19 protein-coding genes are annotated in these 18,365 nt (G+C 66.9%); 14 read left to right on the top strand and 5 right to left on the bottom strand.

Translation table 11 applies throughout. From position 1 onward, the window contains the following. Together ACH2AT_RS08535 and ACH2AT_RS08530 are read right to left on the bottom strand one after the other, a co-directional pair. Positions 1 to 649: NAD(P)H-hydrate dehydratase (locus ACH2AT_RS08535; protein ID WP_394965213.1), on the bottom strand; the 649-nt coding region annotated here is incomplete at its 3' end. A 64-nt stretch (positions 650 to 713) separates the two neighbouring features. After that, positions 714 to 1,223, bottom strand: coding sequence for a hypothetical protein (locus ACH2AT_RS08530; protein ID WP_394965211.1), 510 nt, complete (start codon positions 1,221 to 1,223; stop codon positions 714 to 716). Between the two features lie 134 nt (positions 1,224 to 1,357). Here ACH2AT_RS08530 and ACH2AT_RS08525 point away from each other — a divergent pair, with 134 nt between their 5' ends. The 12 genes from ACH2AT_RS08525 to gpmI all read left to right on the top strand — a co-directional run bounded on the left by ACH2AT_RS08525 (position 1,358) and on the right by gpmI (position 14,922). Then, on the top strand, positions 1,358 to 2,689 hold the full coding sequence (locus tag ACH2AT_RS08525) for an MATE family efflux transporter (RefSeq protein WP_394965209.1): 1,332 nt from the start codon (positions 1,358 to 1,360) through the stop codon (positions 2,687 to 2,689). A 16-nt stretch (positions 2,690 to 2,705) separates the two neighbouring features. Further along, positions 2,706 to 3,146, top strand: coding sequence for a hypothetical protein (locus tag ACH2AT_RS08520; RefSeq protein WP_394965207.1), 441 nt, complete (start codon positions 2,706 to 2,708; stop codon positions 3,144 to 3,146). Then, a complete protein-coding gene (locus ACH2AT_RS08515; RefSeq protein ID WP_394965205.1) occupies positions 3,143 to 5,875 on the top strand; it encodes a suppressor of fused domain protein in 2,733 nt (910 codons plus the stop codon). Before ACH2AT_RS08520 ends, ACH2AT_RS08515 begins: the two co-directional genes overlap by 4 nt. A gap of 168 nt (positions 5,876 to 6,043) precedes the next feature. Further along, positions 6,044 to 6,406, top strand: a complete 363-nt coding sequence (locus ACH2AT_RS08510) for an ArsR/SmtB family transcription factor (RefSeq protein WP_394965203.1) — start codon at positions 6,044 to 6,046, stop codon at positions 6,404 to 6,406. A gap of 16 nt (positions 6,407 to 6,422) precedes the next feature. Then, a complete protein-coding gene (locus tag ACH2AT_RS08505) occupies positions 6,423 to 6,638 on the top strand; it encodes a cation transporter (protein WP_394965201.1) in 216 nt (71 codons plus the stop codon). 32 nt (positions 6,639 to 6,670) lie between these two features. Next, complete coding sequence (locus tag ACH2AT_RS08500; RefSeq protein ID WP_394965199.1) at positions 6,671 to 8,518, top strand: heavy metal translocating P-type ATPase; 1,848 nt, start codon at positions 6,671 to 6,673, stop codon at positions 8,516 to 8,518. Between the two features lie 655 nt (positions 8,519 to 9,173). Then, entirely contained in the window at positions 9,174 to 9,647 is a 474-nt protein-coding gene (locus tag ACH2AT_RS08495; protein WP_394965197.1) for an NfeD family protein, read from the top strand. 49 nt (positions 9,648 to 9,696) lie between these two features. Continuing rightward, complete coding sequence (locus tag ACH2AT_RS08490; RefSeq protein WP_394965215.1) at positions 9,697 to 10,620, top strand: SPFH domain-containing protein; 924 nt, start codon at positions 9,697 to 9,699, stop codon at positions 10,618 to 10,620. 22 nt (positions 10,621 to 10,642) lie between these two features. After that, positions 10,643 to 11,071: a hypothetical protein gene (locus ACH2AT_RS08485; protein WP_394965195.1), complete on the top strand. Its 429-nt coding sequence runs from the start codon at positions 10,643 to 10,645 to the stop codon at positions 11,069 to 11,071. Positions 11,072 to 11,278: 207 nt separating this feature from the next. Beyond that, on the top strand, positions 11,279 to 12,487 hold the full coding sequence (locus ACH2AT_RS08480) for a phosphoglycerate kinase (RefSeq protein WP_394965193.1): 1,209 nt from the start codon (positions 11,279 to 11,281) through the stop codon (positions 12,485 to 12,487). A gap of 85 nt (positions 12,488 to 12,572) precedes the next feature. Then, complete coding sequence (tpiA, locus tag ACH2AT_RS08475) at positions 12,573 to 13,340, top strand: triose-phosphate isomerase (protein WP_330058665.1); 768 nt, start codon at positions 12,573 to 12,575, stop codon at positions 13,338 to 13,340. 61 nt (positions 13,341 to 13,401) lie between these two features. Further along, complete coding sequence (gene gpmI / locus ACH2AT_RS08470) at positions 13,402 to 14,922, top strand: 2,3-bisphosphoglycerate-independent phosphoglycerate mutase (RefSeq protein WP_394965191.1); 1,521 nt, start codon at positions 13,402 to 13,404, stop codon at positions 14,920 to 14,922. 67 nt (positions 14,923 to 14,989) lie between these two features. Here the strand turns inward: gpmI and ACH2AT_RS08465 are convergent, their stop codons facing one another. The 3 genes from ACH2AT_RS08465 to dapF form a co-directional block, all read right to left on the bottom strand. Continuing rightward, on the bottom strand, positions 14,990 to 15,463 hold the full coding sequence (locus ACH2AT_RS08465) for a GNAT family N-acetyltransferase (RefSeq protein WP_394965189.1): 474 nt from the start codon (positions 15,461 to 15,463) through the stop codon (positions 14,990 to 14,992). A gap of 63 nt (positions 15,464 to 15,526) precedes the next feature. After that, positions 15,527 to 15,928, bottom strand: coding sequence for a pyridoxamine 5'-phosphate oxidase family protein (locus ACH2AT_RS08460; RefSeq protein WP_394965187.1), 402 nt, complete (start codon positions 15,926 to 15,928; stop codon positions 15,527 to 15,529). Between the two features lie 21 nt (positions 15,929 to 15,949). After that, positions 15,950 to 16,780 (bottom strand): diaminopimelate epimerase, encoded by an 831-nt coding sequence (gene dapF / locus ACH2AT_RS08455; protein ID WP_394965185.1) that lies wholly within the window; start codon positions 16,778 to 16,780, stop codon positions 15,950 to 15,952. Positions 16,781 to 16,990: 210 nt separating this feature from the next. On the opposite strand from dapF, the gene acpP reads away from it, so the two are divergent. Then, positions 16,991 to 17,221: an acyl carrier protein gene (acpP, locus tag ACH2AT_RS08450; protein WP_177522187.1), complete on the top strand. Its 231-nt coding sequence runs from the start codon at positions 16,991 to 16,993 to the stop codon at positions 17,219 to 17,221. Positions 17,222 to 17,301: 80 nt separating this feature from the next. Then, positions 17,302 to 18,365: proline--tRNA ligase (proS, locus tag ACH2AT_RS08445; RefSeq protein ID WP_394965184.1), on the top strand; the 1,064-nt coding region annotated here is incomplete at its 3' end.

Raw genomic sequence — 18,365 nt, 5'->3', positions numbered from 1 at the left:
GGTTCACGAACACTTCGCCCTGCGGCCCCGCCACGATGGTGCGGTGGCCTTTCAGCACCACCACGCAGTCCTCGGCGCGGGCGTAGCCGGCGGCGATGCCCTCCCGCCCGGCGTTCACCTCGGCGATGGTCAGGCCGCACAGGCGGGCCATCTCGCCGGGGTGGGGGGTCAGGATCAGCGGCAGGCCCGGCGAGCGGGGCAGGCTGTCCATTTTGGCGGCGGCGTTCAGGCCGTCGGCGTCCAGCACCAGGGCGCACCCGGCGGAAGGGCCCAGCTGCTCCAGCAAAGCGGCGGTGTCCGGCGTGTCGCCAAGGCCCGGCCCAAACAGCAGCACGTCCATGCCCCGCACTTTTTCCAGAACGGCCTTGCCGCTCTGGGCGCTCACGCCGCCCCCGGCGCTCTGGCGGCAGGGCAGAAAGACGCACTCGGGGCAGCGGGCCGCCACCGCGGCGATCACCGGCTCCACCGACGCCAGCGTCACCAGCCCCGCTCCCGCGCGCAGCGCGCCCTCGGCGGCCAGCGCCGCCGCGCCCCGGAACCGCGCCGACCCGGCAAGGCACATCACCTTGCCGTAGCTGCCCTTGTGGCTGTCCTGCCTGCGGCGGGGCAGCAGGCCGAACACCTGCTGGGCCGTGATCTCCTTTGCCATGCTCCGTGCCTCCTTTTGAAAAAAGGCCGCGGCGCAGCGCCGCAGCCAAAAACCGATGTGCCGCTCAGCCGCCCGCCTGCACCCGGATGCGGAAGAAGTAGACGATGGACCCGCGCCAGCCGAAGTCCGCCTGGATGCGGTACATGTAAACGCCGGGCGTGGCGGGGGCGATGATGGGGCCTTCTTCCGCGTCCACCAGGTCCAGAAAAGCCTCAAAGTTCTCCTCGTCCGAGCGGCTGATGGTCAGGCTCCGCGGCTCCAGCGAGAAGTCGATGTCCATGTAGGTGCGGGCCAGCATCTCCACCGGCGGGGTGTGGGCCTGCAGGTCCTGGCTGCTGTAGGGCGGGGTGGATTTGGCGGTGGTGGTGAGGAAGTTCCACTCGTACCCCGCCCGGAAGATCATCTCCGGCGCCATGGCGGTGGCGCCGTTCATGGTGATGGTGATGGAGGGCAGCGCCTGCTCGGGGTCGTTCACGTCCATGTTTTCCCGGATGAAGATGGTGATGCAGATGGCCACAGCCAGCGCCGCCGCGCCGATCAGCAGCTTGCGGATCACCTGGATCTTGCTGTACAAAACGCCCGCCCTCCTTTTCCTTTCAAAATACTGTTACCATTATATACGAACGGCGCGCAAAAATCCAGATGCAGCCCCGCGCCGTTGCCAAGCGCCGGGAAAAAGGCTATAATTCCAAGGAAAGAGGTGGATCCATGCACAACGAGCCTTCCGCCGCGGCCATCCGCGGCCAGTTCTGGCGCTATGCGCTGCCCAGCATGTTCAGCCAGCTGCTGAACAGCTGCTTCATCATTGTGGACGGCCTGTTCATCGGCCAGAACCTGGGCGACGCGGGCCTTGCGGCCATCAACGTGGCCTGGCCCGTCGTGGCCTTCATCCAGGCGGTGAGCCTGGCGGTGGGCACCGGCGGCGCGGTGCGCCTTGCCACCGCCCTGGGCAAAGGCGACAGGGCCGAGGCCCTCGCCGCCCGGGGCAACGCCGTGACCCTGCTGGCGGTGTGCGCCGCCCTGCTGGGCGCGGGGCTGGGGCTGGCCTATCCGTACATCCTGCCCCTCATCGGGGCGAACGAGGAGCTTTATCCCCTGGCCGCCGCCTATGTCCGGGTGGTCTGCCTGCTCGCCGCCTGCCAGGTGTTCGCCACCGGCCTTCTGCCCCTGGCGCGCAGCGCCGGCCGCACGCTGGGGGCCATGGCGGTCACCGTGGGCGGCCTTCTGGGCAACATCTTTCTGGACTGGCTGTTCATCCAGCGCTTTCAGTGGGGCCTGCCCGGCGCGGCGCTGGCCACCGGCCTGTCCCAGGGGGCCTGCGCGCTGGCGGCGCTGCCGCTGCTGCTGGCCCGCAGGGGCTGGTCTTTGCGCCCGGGGCAGTTCGCCCTGCGCCGGCGGATGGTGAAGGGAATATTGCACTATGCGGTGTCCCCGTTTGGCCTGTCCATCTCCACCAGCGCCATCCTGCTGGTCACCAACCTGCGGGCCCTGCGCTACGGCGGCACGAAAGGCGTGGCGGTGTATGCGGTGCTCAGCTATGTGCTGGGCAGCATCATCCCGCTCATCAGCGGCGTGGGCGACGGTTTGCAGCCGCTGTTCAGCTACGCCCGCGGCGCGCGGGACTGGCAAAGCCTTGACCGCCTGCGCCGCAAAGGGCTTGCCCTGGCGGTGGGGGTGGCGCTGGCCAGCGGCGCTGCCTGCTTTGCTTTGCGGGACGTTCTGCCCGCGGTGTTCGGCGCCAGCGCCGGGGCGGCGGCCGAGGGCGCGGCGGCCATGTGGACCCTCACCCTCGCCTGCCCCTTCGTGGCGGCGTCGCGATTCACCTGCAGCTATTTCTGCGCGGTGGGCGAGCCGCTGGCCGGCGGCATCCTGGCCTACGGCGAGCCGCTGGCGGCGCAGCCGCTTTTCCTGTTCACCCTGCCCCTCTGGCTGGGCCTGGAGGGCGTTTGGATCGCCTACCCCGCTGCGGTGGCGCTCACCGCGGCGGCGGCATTTGTTCTGATGCGCCGGCATCTGGCGCTTTTGCCCGCAAGGGAATAAACAAGGAGGACACACCATGCAGCGACTGGGTTTCAAGACCAAAAAGAACAAGTTTGAACTCCACGAGGCGCTGCTGGCCCACCGGCAGGAGAAGCTGCCCGGCGGCTGGCAGGCCACCGTGGAGAGCGAGCCCTATTACAAAAAGGAGCGCCCCACCGTTCTGGAGCTGAAAAAGGGCTTTTACGCCCCCTGGTTCGACATCGAGTGCGAGGACGGGCGGCTGCATCTGGCCTTCCACGAGTCCTGGGCGCTGCGCCTTGCCTGCTGGGCCGCGGCGGCGCTGGCGGTGGCCGGGATGGTAGCGGCCCGGGTGCTGGCCCCGAACACCGGCGCCAGCATCGCCCCCGGCGTGATCGCCCTGGCCCTGCTGTTCTGGGACTTCACACGCGAGCGGCGGGTGATGGCGGCGGTCAGCCGCTTTGTGCGCGGCAAAATCCTGGAGGAACGGGCGCAATGATCCTCTCCCGCTCCTTTCTGGCCGGGCTGGCCCCGCTGGAGGCCGAGGGCCTGTATTACGTCATGCTGGACGAGATCCAGCATCATCTGGAGGACGGCCTGGACGAGGGCCGCTGGACCCAGGAGGACATCTTTGCCGACGGGGAGCTGGCGGCCCTGGTGGCCCGGCTGGACGCCGCCATCGGGGACTATGAGTGCTTCTGGCACACCCGCCGCTGGCTGGAAAAAACCGCCGAAGCCGCCCGCGCCGCCTCCTGGCACCGGGCGATGGCCTGGGCCTGCCTGTGCACCGGCGAAGCGCGCGCCGCCCGCCGCTGGGCCGAGGCAGGCCTGCGCCGCTTCGGGCAGGACGAGGGGCTGGCGGCCCTGGCCGCGGCCCTGCGGGCCTTTGAGGGGGATGTTCCCGGCGCGCTGGCCGTGCTGGACGAGGCCTTTGCCCGCGCCGGCGAGAACGCCCGGCTGGCCCGCCTGCGGGCGGCGGTGGCGGCAGACGCCCCGCTGGAAGAGCTGGCGGCGTGCGCCGCGCCTGCCGGAAAAGAGCGGCAGGTGCGCGCTTTGGCCCCCGGTTTTTTGGTGGACGGCGCGGGCCTTGGCCGGGTGTCGGCGGCCCTTGCCGCCCGGGACTGGGCCTTCGAGGCCCCCTGGTGTTTCTGCCGGGTGCCCTTCGGCAGCGGCTTTCTGGACATGCGCCTGCGCATGAGCGAAGCCGCCGCCTCCAAACTGGACCCGGCCTGGCTGGCGGCGCTGGTGGAGGCCCTGCCCCGGCTGGAGAAAGAGGGCCGCCCGCTGGCCCAAAAGCGCCGGCCCGGGGTGCGCCTTGCCCCGGCAGAGGTGCTGGTGGACCGGCAGGGCCGCGCCCAGCTGGGCTACCACGCCGGGCATTGCCCCGAGGAGCCACTCTATGTTTATGTGATGATCGAGCACGACCTTTCCGCCCCCACCCGGCTGTATGAGGAGAGATGGCCCGCCAGCTGGTTCGACGCGCCCCCCGCGCCTCTCGCGCCCCCGCCGCCCCCCGCGCCGGGCTATGCCCCCGCCCAGGCGGCGGCGCTGCAAAAGCACATCCTCACCTGGTTCGGCCCGGTGGGCCGGACGCTGCCCGGCGCGGACGGCGTCTCGGTGCTCGTCATCGGCCCGCAGCCGGGCCGGGAGTACTACACCCTGCTCACCTGGGGCATGGGGGCGCGGCCCATGGAGCTGCCCCCGGACCTTGCGGGCCAGCAGCTGGAACGGGCGGAGCTGATGATGCTGCTGCCCGCGGACTGGAAGGTGGAGGACGAGCGGGAGGTCTGGCGCTGGCCGGTGCGCTGGCTGCGCCTGCTGGCCCGGATGCCCGCCGAACAGGGCACCTGGCTGGGCTGGGGCCACACGGTGCCCAACGGCCGGCCCTTTGCCAGCAACACCCTGCTCTGCGGCGCCATGCTGGTGGACCCGCTAAACGCCCCCGAACCGGCGGCCATCTGCCCGCTGCCGGGGGGCGAGGCGGTGAATTTTTACCAGCTGCTGCCCCTGTATGCCTCCGAGATGGACCTGAAACTGGGCGAGGACGCGGACGGCCTGCTGGACCTGATGGAGGACAAGGGCCTTTTGGACGAGCCTTTTGTGCGAGTGGACCGGCCCTGCGCCGCGGGTGAGGTGGAGCCGCCCCCGCCCGCCGCCCTGATGGAACAGCTGGAAGAACTGGACCGCCGGGCGGACGACGAGGCCATCGCCGCCCTGCTCGAAGAAAAGGCGGGGGCCAGCCCCCGGCTGGCGGGCATGCTGGCCCGCTCGCTGAACAACCTCGGCCGCTACGCCGAGGCTGCCGCCGTGCTGAAACAGGTGGAAGCCGCCGGCGCGTCCGACCCGCTGTGGCAGTTCCGCATGGGCTTTTCCCTTTATTATCAGGGCAGGCTGGACGAGGCCCTGGCCTGCTTTGAAGCCAGCGACCGGATGGCCCCCGGCGACGGGGACGCCGAGACCTACCTGCGCTGGTGCCGCTCGGCGCTGGAGCTGCCGGTGTGCCTCGAGCCTTTTCCCCAGCGGGCGGCCCGCTTCTGGGCGGCCTTTGCCCGGCAGGAGGGCGCGCTGGCGGAACGCGCCTTTGCCGAGGGCTGCGAAGCGGCGCGCCCCGCGCTGGAACAGCTGCTGGGACTATGCTTTGCCTCGCCGGAGTTCAAACTGGAACCGGCGGGGGAAAGGCTGCGGCTGACCCTTTTGTGGGAACACGCCCCCCATCGGCGCTGGCTGGCCCCGGCATGGAAAGCCCTGGCTCCCGCCTCCTTGAGCCGCCGCTGGGAGTTCGATTTTGACGAAACGCCCCCGGCCTGGACCGGGTATCAGAGCGCCCCCGCCGGCCAAAAGGGCCTGCGGCGGGACCTCATCGCCGGCACCACCTGCTTTGAAGGGCCCCAGCGGGCCTTCGCGGCACAGGACGCCTCCCTTTGCGCCGCCGCTGCCGCCGACGGGGCGGTGCTGGGCTATTTCTACTACACCCCCGCCCCCGGCGAAGACCCGGTGGCCCGGCGGGCCGCGCTGGAGGAGGCGCTGGCCCGGGAGGGCGCGGGCAGCCTTGCGGTGCTGGGCGGCGCGGTGGGGGAAACGCGGTGCTACATCGACGTGCTGGCGCTGGACCTGGAACAGGCGCTGGACGCCGCCGCCCGCCTGCTCACCCCGCCTCAGTGCGCCGGGGCGGGCTTTGCCCCCTTCCGGCCCAAAGCGAAGGGCACGCCCCTTGCAAAAACGCAATAAGCCGAAGGCCCGGGTGCCGCAGGAAAGCGCCCGGGCCAGGGCCGCCGGGAAATTTTCCCGGCGGCCTTCGTTTTTTCAAAAATTCCTGTTGACAGGGCGGTATGGATTGAATATAATAACAATTGAACAAGCGTTCAAATGTTTGCCCCGTCGAAAGGAGGGACCCCTATGGACGAAGTCATTTCCCGGGCAAAGGCCTGCGGCGAAGGGGAGGGCGGCGAGCGGTGCGAAAAGGTGCGCGGCGCGCTGCCGCCGGACGAGGTGCTCTATGACCTGGCGGAGCTTTACAAAATTTTCGGCGACACCACCCGGGTCAAGATCCTCTACGCCCTGTTCGAAAGCGAGCTGTGCGTCAACGACATCGCCCAGTGCCTTTCCATGACGCCCTCGGCGGTGAGCCACCAGCTGCGCATCCTGAAGGCCAACAAGCTGGTGCGTTTCCGCCGGGAGGGCAAGACGGTGTTCTACGGGCTGGACGACGACCATGTGCGGGACATCATCGCCCTGGGGCTGGAGCATATCGCAGAATAACAAGGAGGAACGAGCCATGAAAAAGACATTCCGCATCGAAGTGGACTGCGCCAACTGCGCGGCCAAGATGGAGCAGGCGGTGCAGAAGCTGCCGGGGGTGGAGAGCGCCACGGTCAGCTTTATGACCCAGAAGATGGTGGTGGAAGGGCCCGACGAAGGCTTCGACGCGCTGATGAAGCAGGTGGTCAGGGCCTGCCGCAAGATCGAGCCGGACTGTGAAATTTATCTGTGAGCCCGGCTTTTGGGGAAGGGAGCGTTCTTAAGATGAACCGCAAACAAAAACGGATGCTGGCGCGCATCCTTGTGTCGGCGGCGCTGCTGGCGGCGCTGCACTTCGTGCCCGCCGAGGGCTGGGTGCGGCTGGCGCTGTATCTTGCGCCCTATCTCATCATCGGCTACGACGTGCTGCGCCGGGCGGTGCTGGGCGTGGTGCACGGCGAGGTGTTCGACGAGAATTTCCTGATGGCGGTGGCCACCGTGGGCGCGCTGGCGCTGGGGGAATACGGCGAGAGCGTGGAGGTCATGGTGTTCTACCAGCTGGGGGAACTCTTCCAGAGCTACGCCGTGGGCAAAAGCCGCCGCAGCATCGCCGCGCTGATGGACATCCGGCCCGACAGCGCAAACCTTGAAAAAGACGGCGCGGTGGTGACCGTGAGCCCCGAGGAGGTGCAGCCGGGCCAGATCATCGTGGTGCGCCCGGGCGAAAAGGTCCCGCTGGACGGGCGGGTGGTGGAGGGCGTTTCGGCCCTGAACACCAGCGCCCTCACCGGCGAGAGCCTGCCCCGGGACGTGGCCGAGGGGGACGAGGTCGTCAGCGGCTGCGTCAACACCACCGGCCTTTTGCGGGTGGAGGTGACGAGGCCCTTCGGCCAGTCCACCGTCAGCCGCATTTTGGACCTGGTGGAAAATTCCAGCATGAAAAAGGCGAAGGCCGAGAACTTCATCACCCGCTTCGCCCGGTGGTACACCCCGGCGGTGTGCATCGGCGCGCTGGCGCTGGCGGTGGCGCCGCCCCTCTTCCTCGGCGGCTGGGGCGAGTGGCTGCGCCGCGCCCTCACCTTCCTGGTCATCAGCTGCCCCTGCGCGCTGGTCATCAGCGTGCCGCTGGCCTTCTTCGGCGGCATCGGCGGGGCCAGCCGGGCGGGCATCCTGGTCAAGGGCGGCAACTACCTGGAGGCCCTGGCCAGCACCCGCACCGTCGTGTTCGACAAGACCGGCACCCTCACCCAGGGCGTTTTTGAGGTGGCCCGGGTGCTGCCCGCCCCCGGCGCGGAGGAGAGCCGCGTGCTGGAGGCCGCGGCCCTGGCCGAGCAGTTCTCCAGCCATCCCATCGCCCTCAGCCTGCGGCGGGCGGCAGGCATCGAAGCCGCCCCCGACCGGGTGAAGGAGGTCGCCGAGACCGCCGGCCACGGCGTCACCGCCCTGGTGGACGGCGTGCCCACGGCGGTGGGCAGCGCCCGGCTGATGGAGCGGCTGGGGGTGGCCTTCCGGCCGGTGGAGGGCGCGGGCAGCGCGGTGTATGTGGCCCAAAAGGGCGAATTCTTGGGCGGCGTGCTCATCAGCGACAGGGAAAAGCCCACCGCCAAAGCGGCGGTCAAGGCCCTGCGGGACGGCGGCGTGCGCACGGTGATGCTCACCGGCGACGGCGAGGCCGCCGCGCACCAGACGGCGCAAAGCCTTGGCATCGACGAGGTGCATGCCCAGCTGCTGCCCGGCGACAAGGTGGCCTGCGTGGAGCAGCTTCTGGCCCAAAAGCCCCGGCGCACCACCCTTGCCTTTGTGGGCGACGGCATCAACGACGCGCCGGTGCTCAGCCGGGCGGACGTGGGCATCGCCATGGGGGCCATGGGCTCGGACGCGGCCATCGAAGCGGCGGACATCGTGCTGATGGACGACGACCCGGCCAAGCTCAGCCTTGCCATGAAGGTGGCCCGCAAATGCCTTGCGGTGGTGCGCCAGAACATCGTGTTCGCCCTGGCGGTCAAGTTCGGCTGCCTCGCCCTCGGCGCCTTTGGCCTGGTGGGCATGCAGGCGGCCATCTTCGCCGACGTGGGCGTGATGGTGCTGGCGGTGCTCAACTCCATGCGCACTTTGGGCGCGGCGAAAAACTGAACCAGGCGCACGGCGGGCGGCCCCGAAGGGCCGCCCGCTTTTGCGTGGGGAAAAGCACCCGGCAGCACGGGGACACCACCCTTAGTGCGCATCAGAACGGACACTTTTCTTCGTCGTGAAAAGTGTCCGAGATGCCGCGTGCGAGGGTGCGTGTCCCCGGGCGAACGCAAAAGAAACGACAATGCCGCGTGCGGTGGGGAGAAACCGGGCGAAGCATTGCAAGCAAAACTCCCCGCCTCTTTGTCCGGGCGGCGCGGGGGTGCGGGCAGTTTTGCGCGAAGTGGCCGTGTCCCTGTCCGCCGCCGCACGCGGCGTTTCGAACACTTTGCCCGGCTTGAGGGCAAAGTGTTCGAAACGAGGCGCACTACGCGGCGGCAGCGCCGCGGCCCATTCAGCCAACATCAAAAGGGCAGCCGGGCAAAACGGGGCAAAGCGCCGCCCTTCCCGCCCTGTTTTTTCGCCCGCCCTTCCCCGGCCCCGCCCTGCTGCCCCCTGAGGCCCCCTTTGCACGCCGTGAGCAAAAAATAGGTAAAATCCGCCGTTTTTGTGATATTTCCGCCTTTGCCAATCGTATTTGTTTTTGATAAGATAAAGACAACACCGGTGCCCCGTTTTTTCGGGGGTGGCGGCCTTTGGCCGCCGGAAAGGAGTCTTTATGTTCGAACCCATCCTCGTGCCCGAAGCGGCGGCCATCGCCGGCTGGCTCATCGCCCTGGCGCTGTTCGTCGTTGTGGAGGCCGCCACCGTCAGCCTGGTGAGCATCTGGTTCGCCGTGGGCGCGCTGGCCGGGCTCATCACAAGCCTGTTCACGGATGACCTGCTCTACCAGCTGCTGGCCTTCGCGCTGGTCAGCGCCGCGGCGCTGGCCGCCACAAAGCCGTTGGTGGCCCGCATGCGTGCGCGCAAACCCGCCGCCGTCCTGGGCCTTGAGCGCAACATCGGCCGCCGCGCGGTGGTGGTGCAGCCCGTGCGCCCCGGCACGCCCGGCCGTGTCCGGCTGGACGGCGTGGACTGGGCCGCCGTCTGCGACACGGCCCTGGAAGAGGGCGGCGAGTGCGTCGTCACCGCCGTGGAGAGCACCACCCTGCGGGTGGAGCCCGCGAACCAGCCGGCCGCCGCCGGCGTCTGAACCCTGTCCCCCGCACATCTGACAAAAGGAGGAATCGTTTATGCCATTCATGCTGTTCATCATCATCCCGCTGGTGCTGCTGGCCGTCATTCTGCTCATCAGCTGCATCAGCCTCGTGCCCCAGGCCACCGCCTATGTGGTGGAGTGGCTGGGCGTCTACAACGCCACCTGGGAGGCCGGCCTGCACTTCAAGGCGCCCTTCCTGATGCGGGTGGCCAGGAAGGTCAGCCTCAAGGAGCAGGTGGTGGACTTCAAACCCCAGCCCGTCATCACCCGCGACAACGTTACCATGCAGATCGACACGGTGGTCTTTTTCCAGGTCACCGACGCGAAACTCTTCACCTACGGCGTAGAGCGGCCCATGGCCGCCATCGAGAACCTCACCGCCACCACCCTGCGCAATATCATCGGCGAGATGGAGCTGGACCACACCCTCACCAGCCGCGACGTCATCAACACCAAGATCACCGCCATCCTGGACCAGGCCACCGACAAGTGGGGCATCAAGGTCAACCGGGTGGAGGTGAAGAACATCATCCCTCCCGCCGAGATCCAGGACGCCATGGAAAAGCAGATGAAAGCCGAGCGCCAGCGCCGCGAGGCCATCCTGCGCGCCGAGGGCGAAAAGCGCAGCGCCATCCTTGTGGCCGAGGGCGAAAAGGAAAGCGCCATCCTGCGGGCGGACGCGGTGCGCGAGCAGCGCATCCGCGAGGCCCAGGGCGAAGCCCAGGCCATCCTGGAGGTGCAGAAGGCCCTGGCCGATTCTCTCAGGATGCTGAACGAGGCCGCCCCCAGCGACCGGGTGCTGGCCCTGAAAGGGCTGGAGGCCCTGGAAAAGGTGGCCGACGGCAAAGCTACCAAGCTCATCATCCCCAGCGACATGCAGAACCTTGCCGGCCTCGTGACCTCCGTGAAGGAGATGCTCACCGAGGCCCCCAAGGCGGACGGCGCGGCGCAGCCTGCCCGGAAATAAATCAGATCGAGGAGGAAATCGTATGAACGAAACACGGCTCAAGGGCAAAACGATGCTCAAAGTGGTGGGCATCCTCTACATCATCTTCGCAGCCCTCAGCATCCTGACCGGCCTGTTGGCCGTGGTGGGCGGCGCAGCGCTGGGCGTCGCCGGCGGCGAGAGCCTGGCCCTGGGCCTGGGCGTCGTCGCCATGGTGCTGGGCGTCATCGCCATCCTCAGCAGCGTGTTCAGCCTGGTGGTGGGCATCCTGGGCGTCAAGTGGTGCAACCGCCCCGACAAGGCCGGCGCCCTCTTTGTGCTGGGCGTTGTGCTCATCGTGCTGGCGGCGCTGAACCTGCTGTCCGCCTTCAGCAGCGACAGCAGCGCCTCCGTGGCGGGCAGCGTGCTCGGCCTGGTGCTGCCGGTGCTCTACACCCTGGGCGCCTGGCAGAACAAGCAGAGCCTGCAATAAAACCGGAAAAGGGCCGGGGAACGTTTCGCTCCCCGGCCTCTTTCTGTGCCCGCACGCGCCTTTTGTGCAAGTTTCGGGCACGTCCGGGGGAGCCTATCGTTAAAAACATAACGGCAAACGCCTTGCGAAATGCGCGGCGATTGATTATAATAAAAGCAGGTATGCAAATGCCCACGAGAACTTCAAAATCGAGAGGAGAAACAGACGATGGGTTTGGGTAAAAAGACCGTGGAAGAGATGGACGTGCGCGGCAAGCGGGTGCTTGTGCGCTGCGATTTCAACGTGCCGATGAAGGACGGCAAGATCACCAACGACAACCGCATCGTGGCCGCGCTGCCCACGATCAAGAAGCTGATCGAGAACGGCGGCAAGGTCATCCTGTGCAGCCACCTGGGCAAGCCCAAGAACGGCCCCGAGGAGAAGTTCAGCCTGGCCCCTGTGGCGGTGCGCCTCTCCGAGCTGCTGGGCAAGGAAGTCGTGTTCGCGGGTGACGACACCGTTGTGGGCGAGAACGCCAGGGCCGCTGTTGCCGCCATGAAAGACGGCGACGTGGTGCTGCTGCAGAACACCCGCTTCCGCAAGGAGGAGACCAAGAACCTGCCTGAGTTCAGCCAGGACCTGGCCAGCATCGCCGACTGCTACGTGAACGACGCCTTCGGCAGCGCCCACCGGGCTCACTGCTCCACCGCCGGCGTCACCGACTATATCAAAGACACCGCCGTGGGCTACCTGATGGAGAAGGAGATCCGCTACCTGGGCAACGCCGTGAACGACCCCGTGCGCCCCTTCACCGCCATCCTGGGCGGCGCCAAGGTGGCCGACAAGCTGAACGTCATTGCGAACCTGCTGGAGAAGGTGGACACCCTGATCATCGGCGGCGGCATGGCCTACACCTTCCTGGTCGCCAAGGGCTACGGCGTGGGCACCAGCCTGGTGGACGACGAGAAGGTGGAGTACTGCAAGGAGATGATGGCCAAGGCCGAGGCCAAGGGCGTCAAGCTGCTGCTGCCTGTGGACACCGTTATCACCGCTTCCTTCCCCGACCCCATCGACGGACCGGTGGACGTGCAGGTGGTGCCCTCCGATTCCATCCCCGCCGGCATGATGGGCCTGGACATCGGCCCCAAGACCCGCGAAGCGTTCGCCGAGGCCGTGAAGGCCAGCAAGACCGTTGTGTGGAACGGCCCCATGGGCGTGTTCGAGAACCCCACCCTGGCCGCCGGCACCCTGGCTGTGGCCAAGGCCATGGCCGAGGCTGACGCCACCACCGTCATCGGCGGCGGCGACTCTGCGGCTGCCGTGATGCAGCTGGGCTACGCCGACAAGATGACCCACATCTCCACCGGCGGCGGCGCTTCCCTGGAGTATCTGGAGGGCAAGGAGCTGCCCGGCATCGCCTGCATCCAGAACGCCTGATCTTCCGAACCGCTCGCCTCAGCCGCCCGCGGCGGCTGGGGCCTTTTGCGGCCCGCCGACAAACGAAAAAGTGAGGTAACACACCATGGACAAAGCCAACCGCAAAGCCGTCATCGCCGGCAACTGGAAAATGAACAAGACCGCCACCGAGGCCGCCGCCCTCATCGACGAGCTCATCCCCGCCGTGAAGGACGCCGGCTGCGAGGTGGTCATCTGCACCCCCTTCACCAGCCTTTGCACCGCCGTGGAAAAGACCCGGGGCACCAACATCCATGTGGGCGCCGAGAACGTCCACTTTGAAAAGAGCGGCGCCTTCACCGGCGAGATCAGCGCCGGCATGCTGGTGGACCTGGGCGTGGAGTACGTCATCACCGGCCACTCCGAGCGCCGCCAGTACTTCGCCGAGACCGACGAGACCGTGAACAAGCGCACCCTGGCGGGCCTCGCCGCCGGGCTGAAGGTCATCGTCTGCGTGGGCGAGAACCTGACCCAGCGGGAGCAGGGCGTCACCGAGGAACTGGTGCGCATGCAGACCAAGATCGCCCTGCAGGGCGTTGACGCCGAGGCCATGAAGAACGTCATCATCGCCTACGAACCCGTGTGGGCCATCGGCACCGGCAAGACCGCCACCAGCGACCAGGCCCAGGAGGTCTGCGCCGCCATCCGCAAGGTGCTGGCCGAGCTCTACGGCGAGGCGGTGGCCAAGGCCACCACCATCCAGTACGGCGGCAGCATGAACGCCGGCAATGCCGACGAGCTGCTCTCCAAGCCCGACGTGGACGGCGGCCTGATCGGCGGCGCTTCCCTGAAGGCGGACGCCTTCGCGGCCATCGTCGCCGCCGCCGGCAAGTAAACACCACCGCGGCGCGCCGGCAGCCCCGGCGCGCCCTTTTGCCAAGAAGGAGAAATTTTTTATGTCGAAAAAACCCCTGCTGCTCTGCATCCTGGACGGCTTCGGCTGGGTGCCCGAGCAGAAATACGGCAACGCCATCGTTGCCGCCAACACCCCGAACCTCGATAAGCTGTTCGCCACCTGCCCCTACACCACCATCGGCGCCTCCGGCATGGACGTGGGCCTGCCCGACGGCCAGATGGGCAACAGCGAAGTGGGCCACACCAACATCGGCGCCGGCCGCATCGTCTACCAGGAGCTCACCCGCATCACCAAGGCCATCCAGGACGGCTCCATCCGTGACAACGCCGCCATCCGCGGCTGCATGGAGGCCGCAGTGAAGAACGGCAAGGCCCTGCACCTGATGGGCCTGCTTTCCGCCGGCGGCGTCCACAGCCACATCCAGCACCTCTTCGGCCTGCTGGACATGGCCAAGGACCTGGGCGTGAAGGAGCTGTACGTCCACGCCATCATGGACGGCCGCGACGTGCCGCCCGATTCCGGCAAGGGCTACATCGCCCAGCTGCAGGACAAGCTCAGCAAGCTGGGCGTGGGCAGGATCGCCACCGTCACCGGCCGCTACTACGCCATGGACCGCGACAACCGCTGGGACCGGGTGGAGAAGGCCTACGCCGCCTTTGTGTACGGCGAGGGCGTGAAGGGCGAGCCGCTCGAGGTGATGGAGAACAGCTACGCCGCCGGCGTGACCGACGAGTTCGTGGTGCCCGCCGTGACCTGCGAGGGGGGCCGCGTGTCCGAGGGCGACAGCGTCATCTTCTTCAACTTCCGCCCCGACCGCGCCCGTGAGATCACCCGCACCTTCGTGGACGACGATTTCACCGGTTTCGAGCGCCGGAACGGCCGTTTCCCGGTGAACTACGTCTGCTTCACCCAGTACGACGCCACCATGCCCAACGTGGAGGTGGCCTTCAAGCCCCAGAGCCTGGACAACGTGATGGGCGCTTACCTTGCCGCCTGCGGCAAGACCCAGCTGCGCATCGCCGAGACCGAGAAGTACGCCCATGTGACCTTCTTCTTCAACGGCGGCGTGGAGGCTCCCTTCGAGGGCGAGGACCGGGCCCTCATCCCCAGCCCCAAGGTGGCCACCTATGACCTGAAGCCCGAGATGAGCGCCTACGAAGTGGCCGACGAGTGCGTCAAACGCATCGAGAGCGGCAAGTACGACGTGATCATCCTGAACTTCGCCAACTGCGACATGGTGGGCCACACCGGCGTGTTCGAGGCCGCCGTGAAGGCCGTGGAGGCCGTGGACGCGTGCGCCGGCAAGGTGATCGACGCCACCCTGGCCGCCGGCGGCCAGGTGCTGCTCACCGCCGACCACGGCAACGCGGACCGCATGTACGACGTGGACGGCTCTCCCTTCACCGCCCACACCACCAACCCGGTGCCCTTCCTGGTGGCCGGTGCGGGGGATGTGAAGCTGCGCGAGGGCGGCGTCCTGGCGGACATCGCCCCCACCATGCTGAAGCTCCTGGGCCTTGAACAGCCCGCCGAGATGACCGGCAGGAGCATCATCGAGTAAGCCTTAAAAAAACAGCAGCGGCCCCCTCCCGGAACCCGGGAGGGGGCCGCTACTGTTTTGTTCCTGTTCAGGCCTGCCGGCGCAGCAGCAGAAGGCGTTGGTCGGTGCCCTCCTCAAAACGGCTCTCGCCGGTGGGGCTGAACCCGTGGGCGGCGTAAAACCGCCGCGCGCCTGCGTTTGCTTCCAGCGCCCAGAGGCGGTCTGCCCCAAAGCGCGCTGCCGCGAATTCCAGCAGCGCCGCGCCCACGCCCCTGCCCTGAAAGCAGGGGTCCACAAAGAGCTTTTCCACTTCCCGGCCCTGAACACGCACGAAGCCCCGCAGCACCCCGTCGTCCCAGACGAAGGTGCGGGATAGGGCGTCCTGGTCCTCTGCGAGCCGCTGCGCCAGCGGCACCACCTGCATCTCACAGAAAGAATACGGTTCGTCTTTAAAGATGGGGAAGAAGTTCAGCCGGTTGTTGAATACCAATATTTCCGCGATGCGCCCGGCATCCTGGGCCGCCGCGGGACGGATGAAGGACACGGATGCGCTGTGCTCCATGGGACCCTCCCTTCTTATAAAAAACCGGGCAGGGCAAAAACCCCGCCCGGCGGTGTGCTTTTTTTAGAATTTCGCCAGCAGTTTTGCGTTGTCCTCACGGTCAAAGACCATGGCGCTGATGTGGTCCAGATAAATGAGGGCCAGGCGCTTGCCGGTGTCCTCGCTGAAGCTCTCCTTCAAATCGGGCATCTCGGCAAAGGCGGCGGCGTAGGCCTCGGCGCTGGTGTCGAAGTTCACCGTGCCGCGGATGCGCACCCAGTCGTTTTCGCCCAAAGCGGCGGTCAGTTCCAGGTTGGTGTTGTCCAGCAGCTGCTTGTAGGCCTCTTTGTGCTTGCCCATGGCGATGTAGAAGCGGCCGTTCCAGACCATGTAGTGGTTGATGGGCCGCACCCGGGGCAGATAGCCCTCCACGGTGGCCAGATATAAGACCGGACGGCCTTCCAGTACCTTTTTCAGTTCTTCCATGTTCCCTCGCTCCTTACCCACTCAAATGTTCGCTTTGCCGGTGAAGGCGGTGCGGGCGGGGCCGGTCATCAGCACCCGCCAGTCGCTGCCCACCCGGATGGTGAGCGTGCCGCCCAACAGTTCCACCTGCACGTCCTCGCCGGGGCGGCAAAGCCCCTCGGCCACGCAGGCCGCCACGCTGGCGCTGGCCCCGGTGCCGCAGGCCAGCGTCTCGCCGCTGCCCCGCTCCCACACCCGCATCTTCAGGCGGTTCGGCCCCAGCACCTGGATGAACTCGGTGTTCACCCCTTCGGGGAAGGCCATGTGGTGTTCAAACCCCGGGCCGATTTTTTCAAGCGCCACTCCGGCCACATCCGGCACCCGCGTCACGCAGTGGGGGTTGCCCACCGACACGCAGGTCACCGGCCAGGCCCGGCCGCCCACCATCAGCTCCTTGCCAATGGCAGGCCCGCCGCCAAAGCCCAGCGCGGGCAGGTCGGCGGGGGCAAAGCTGGCCCTGCCCATCTCCACCTGCCACATGCCGTCGCCGCAGCGCCGCAGCGTTTTGACGCCCGCGCGGGTCTCCACCTTGGCTTCGTCCTTCACAAGGCCGTGCTCAAACAGCCACTGGGCAACGCATCGGATGCCGTTGCCGCACATGGACCCCTCGCTGCCGTCGGCGTTGAACATGCGCATCTTTGCGTCCGCTACGTCGCTGTGGCAGATGCAGATGAGGCCGTCCGCCCCCACGGCAAAGTGCCGGGGGCTCAGGGCCACCGCCGCGGCAGCCGGGTCAAAGGAAAGGCCGGCAAGGCAGTCCACATAGATGTAGTCGTTGCCGCAGCCCTCCATTTTGGTGAAATCAAAAACCACCGAAAACTCCCCCCCTCTGGGGCGGAAAAGGGCGCATTCTGCCCTTCGGCCCCACTCTGTTTTTATTATAACGTCAAACCCCGGCCAGCACAAGGAAAACCGCCAAAAAACTTGCCCCAGGCCCTTGACAACCCCTCATAGATAGGCTATAAAATGATATAGTATAAACACACCGCCTATGCGGGGCAATAAAAGGGAGTTTTAACGATTATGGATACTTTTGAACGCATCCGTGAGCTCTTGGCCGAACAGCTGGACATCGACGAGGACAAGATCACCATGGACAGCGATATTCTTGAGGACTTTGAGGCCGACAGCCTGGACGTGGTGGACATGGTCATGACCCTGGAAGACGAGTTCGGCGTGGAAGTGCCCGACGAGCAGATCGAGAATTTCCACACCGTTGGGGACGTCGTGCGCTACGTCGAGGAGAACAGCTGAAAACCACACATGCTGTGATCACGCCCCTGCAACCGCGGGGGCGTGTTTTTTACCAAACCGAACAGGAAGGAACGGCGCAAATGAGCGAACAGAAGAAGAAACTGGTGGAGGCCATCACCCCCATCAACGAGGATTTTGCCCAGTGGTACACCGACGTGTGCCTGAAGGCGGAGCTGGTGGACTATTCCAGCGTGAAGGGCTGCATGATCCTGCGGCCCTACGGCTACGCCATCTGGGAGAACATCACCCGCATCCTGGACGGCATGTTCAAGGCCACCGGCCATGAGAACGTGGCCATGCCCATCTTCATCCCCGAAAGCCTGCTCCAGAAGGAGAAGGACCACGTGGAGGGCTTTGCCCCCGAGGTGGCCTGGGTCACCCACGGCGGCCTGGACCAGCTGGAGGAGCGCCTGTGCGTGCGGCCCACCAGCGAGACGCTGTTCTGCGACCACTTCGCCCATGTGCTGCACTCCTGGCGCGACCTGCCCATGAAGTACAACCAGTGGTGCAGCGTGGTGCGCTGGGAAAAGACCACCCGTCCCTTCCTGCGCAGCCGCGAGTTCTGGTGGCAGGAGGGCCACACCATCCACGAGACCGAGCAGGAGGCCATCGAGGAGACCGAGCAGCAGCTGAACACCTACGCCGAGCTGTGCGAAAAGTACCTGATGATCCCGGTGGTGAAGGGCAAAAAGACCGACAAGGAGAAGTTTGCCGGCGCGGAAGCCACCTACACCATCGAGGCCATGATGCACGACGGCAAGGCCCTGCAGAGCGGCACCAGCCACTATTTCGGCGACGGCTTCTCCCGCGCCTTTGACGTGCAGTTCACCGGCCGTGACAACCAGCTGCAATACCCCCATCAGACCAGCTGGGGCGTTTCCACCCGCCTGGTGGGCGCCATCATCATGACCCACGGCGACGACGAGGGCCTCATCCTGCCCCCGGCCATCGCCCCCTTCCAGGTGGTCATCGTGCCGGTGGCCGCCCACAAGCCCGGCGTCGCCGAGAAGGCCGGGGAGCTGGCCAAGCGCCTCTCCAAGTTCTGCCGCGTCAAGCTGGACAACTCCGACAACAGCCCCGGCTGGAAGTTCAGCCAGTGGGAGATGAAGGGCGTGCCCCTGCGCCTGGAGATCGGCCCCAAGGA

The organism is Candidatus Allofournierella excrementigallinarum (assembly GCF_944388085.1).
Lineage (GTDB): Bacteria > Bacillota > Clostridia > Oscillospirales > Ruminococcaceae > Allofournierella_A > Allofournierella_A excrementigallinarum.
The sequence above is the reverse complement of the archived record's forward strand: the minus strand, read 5'-3'. Positions and strand labels throughout refer to the sequence as shown.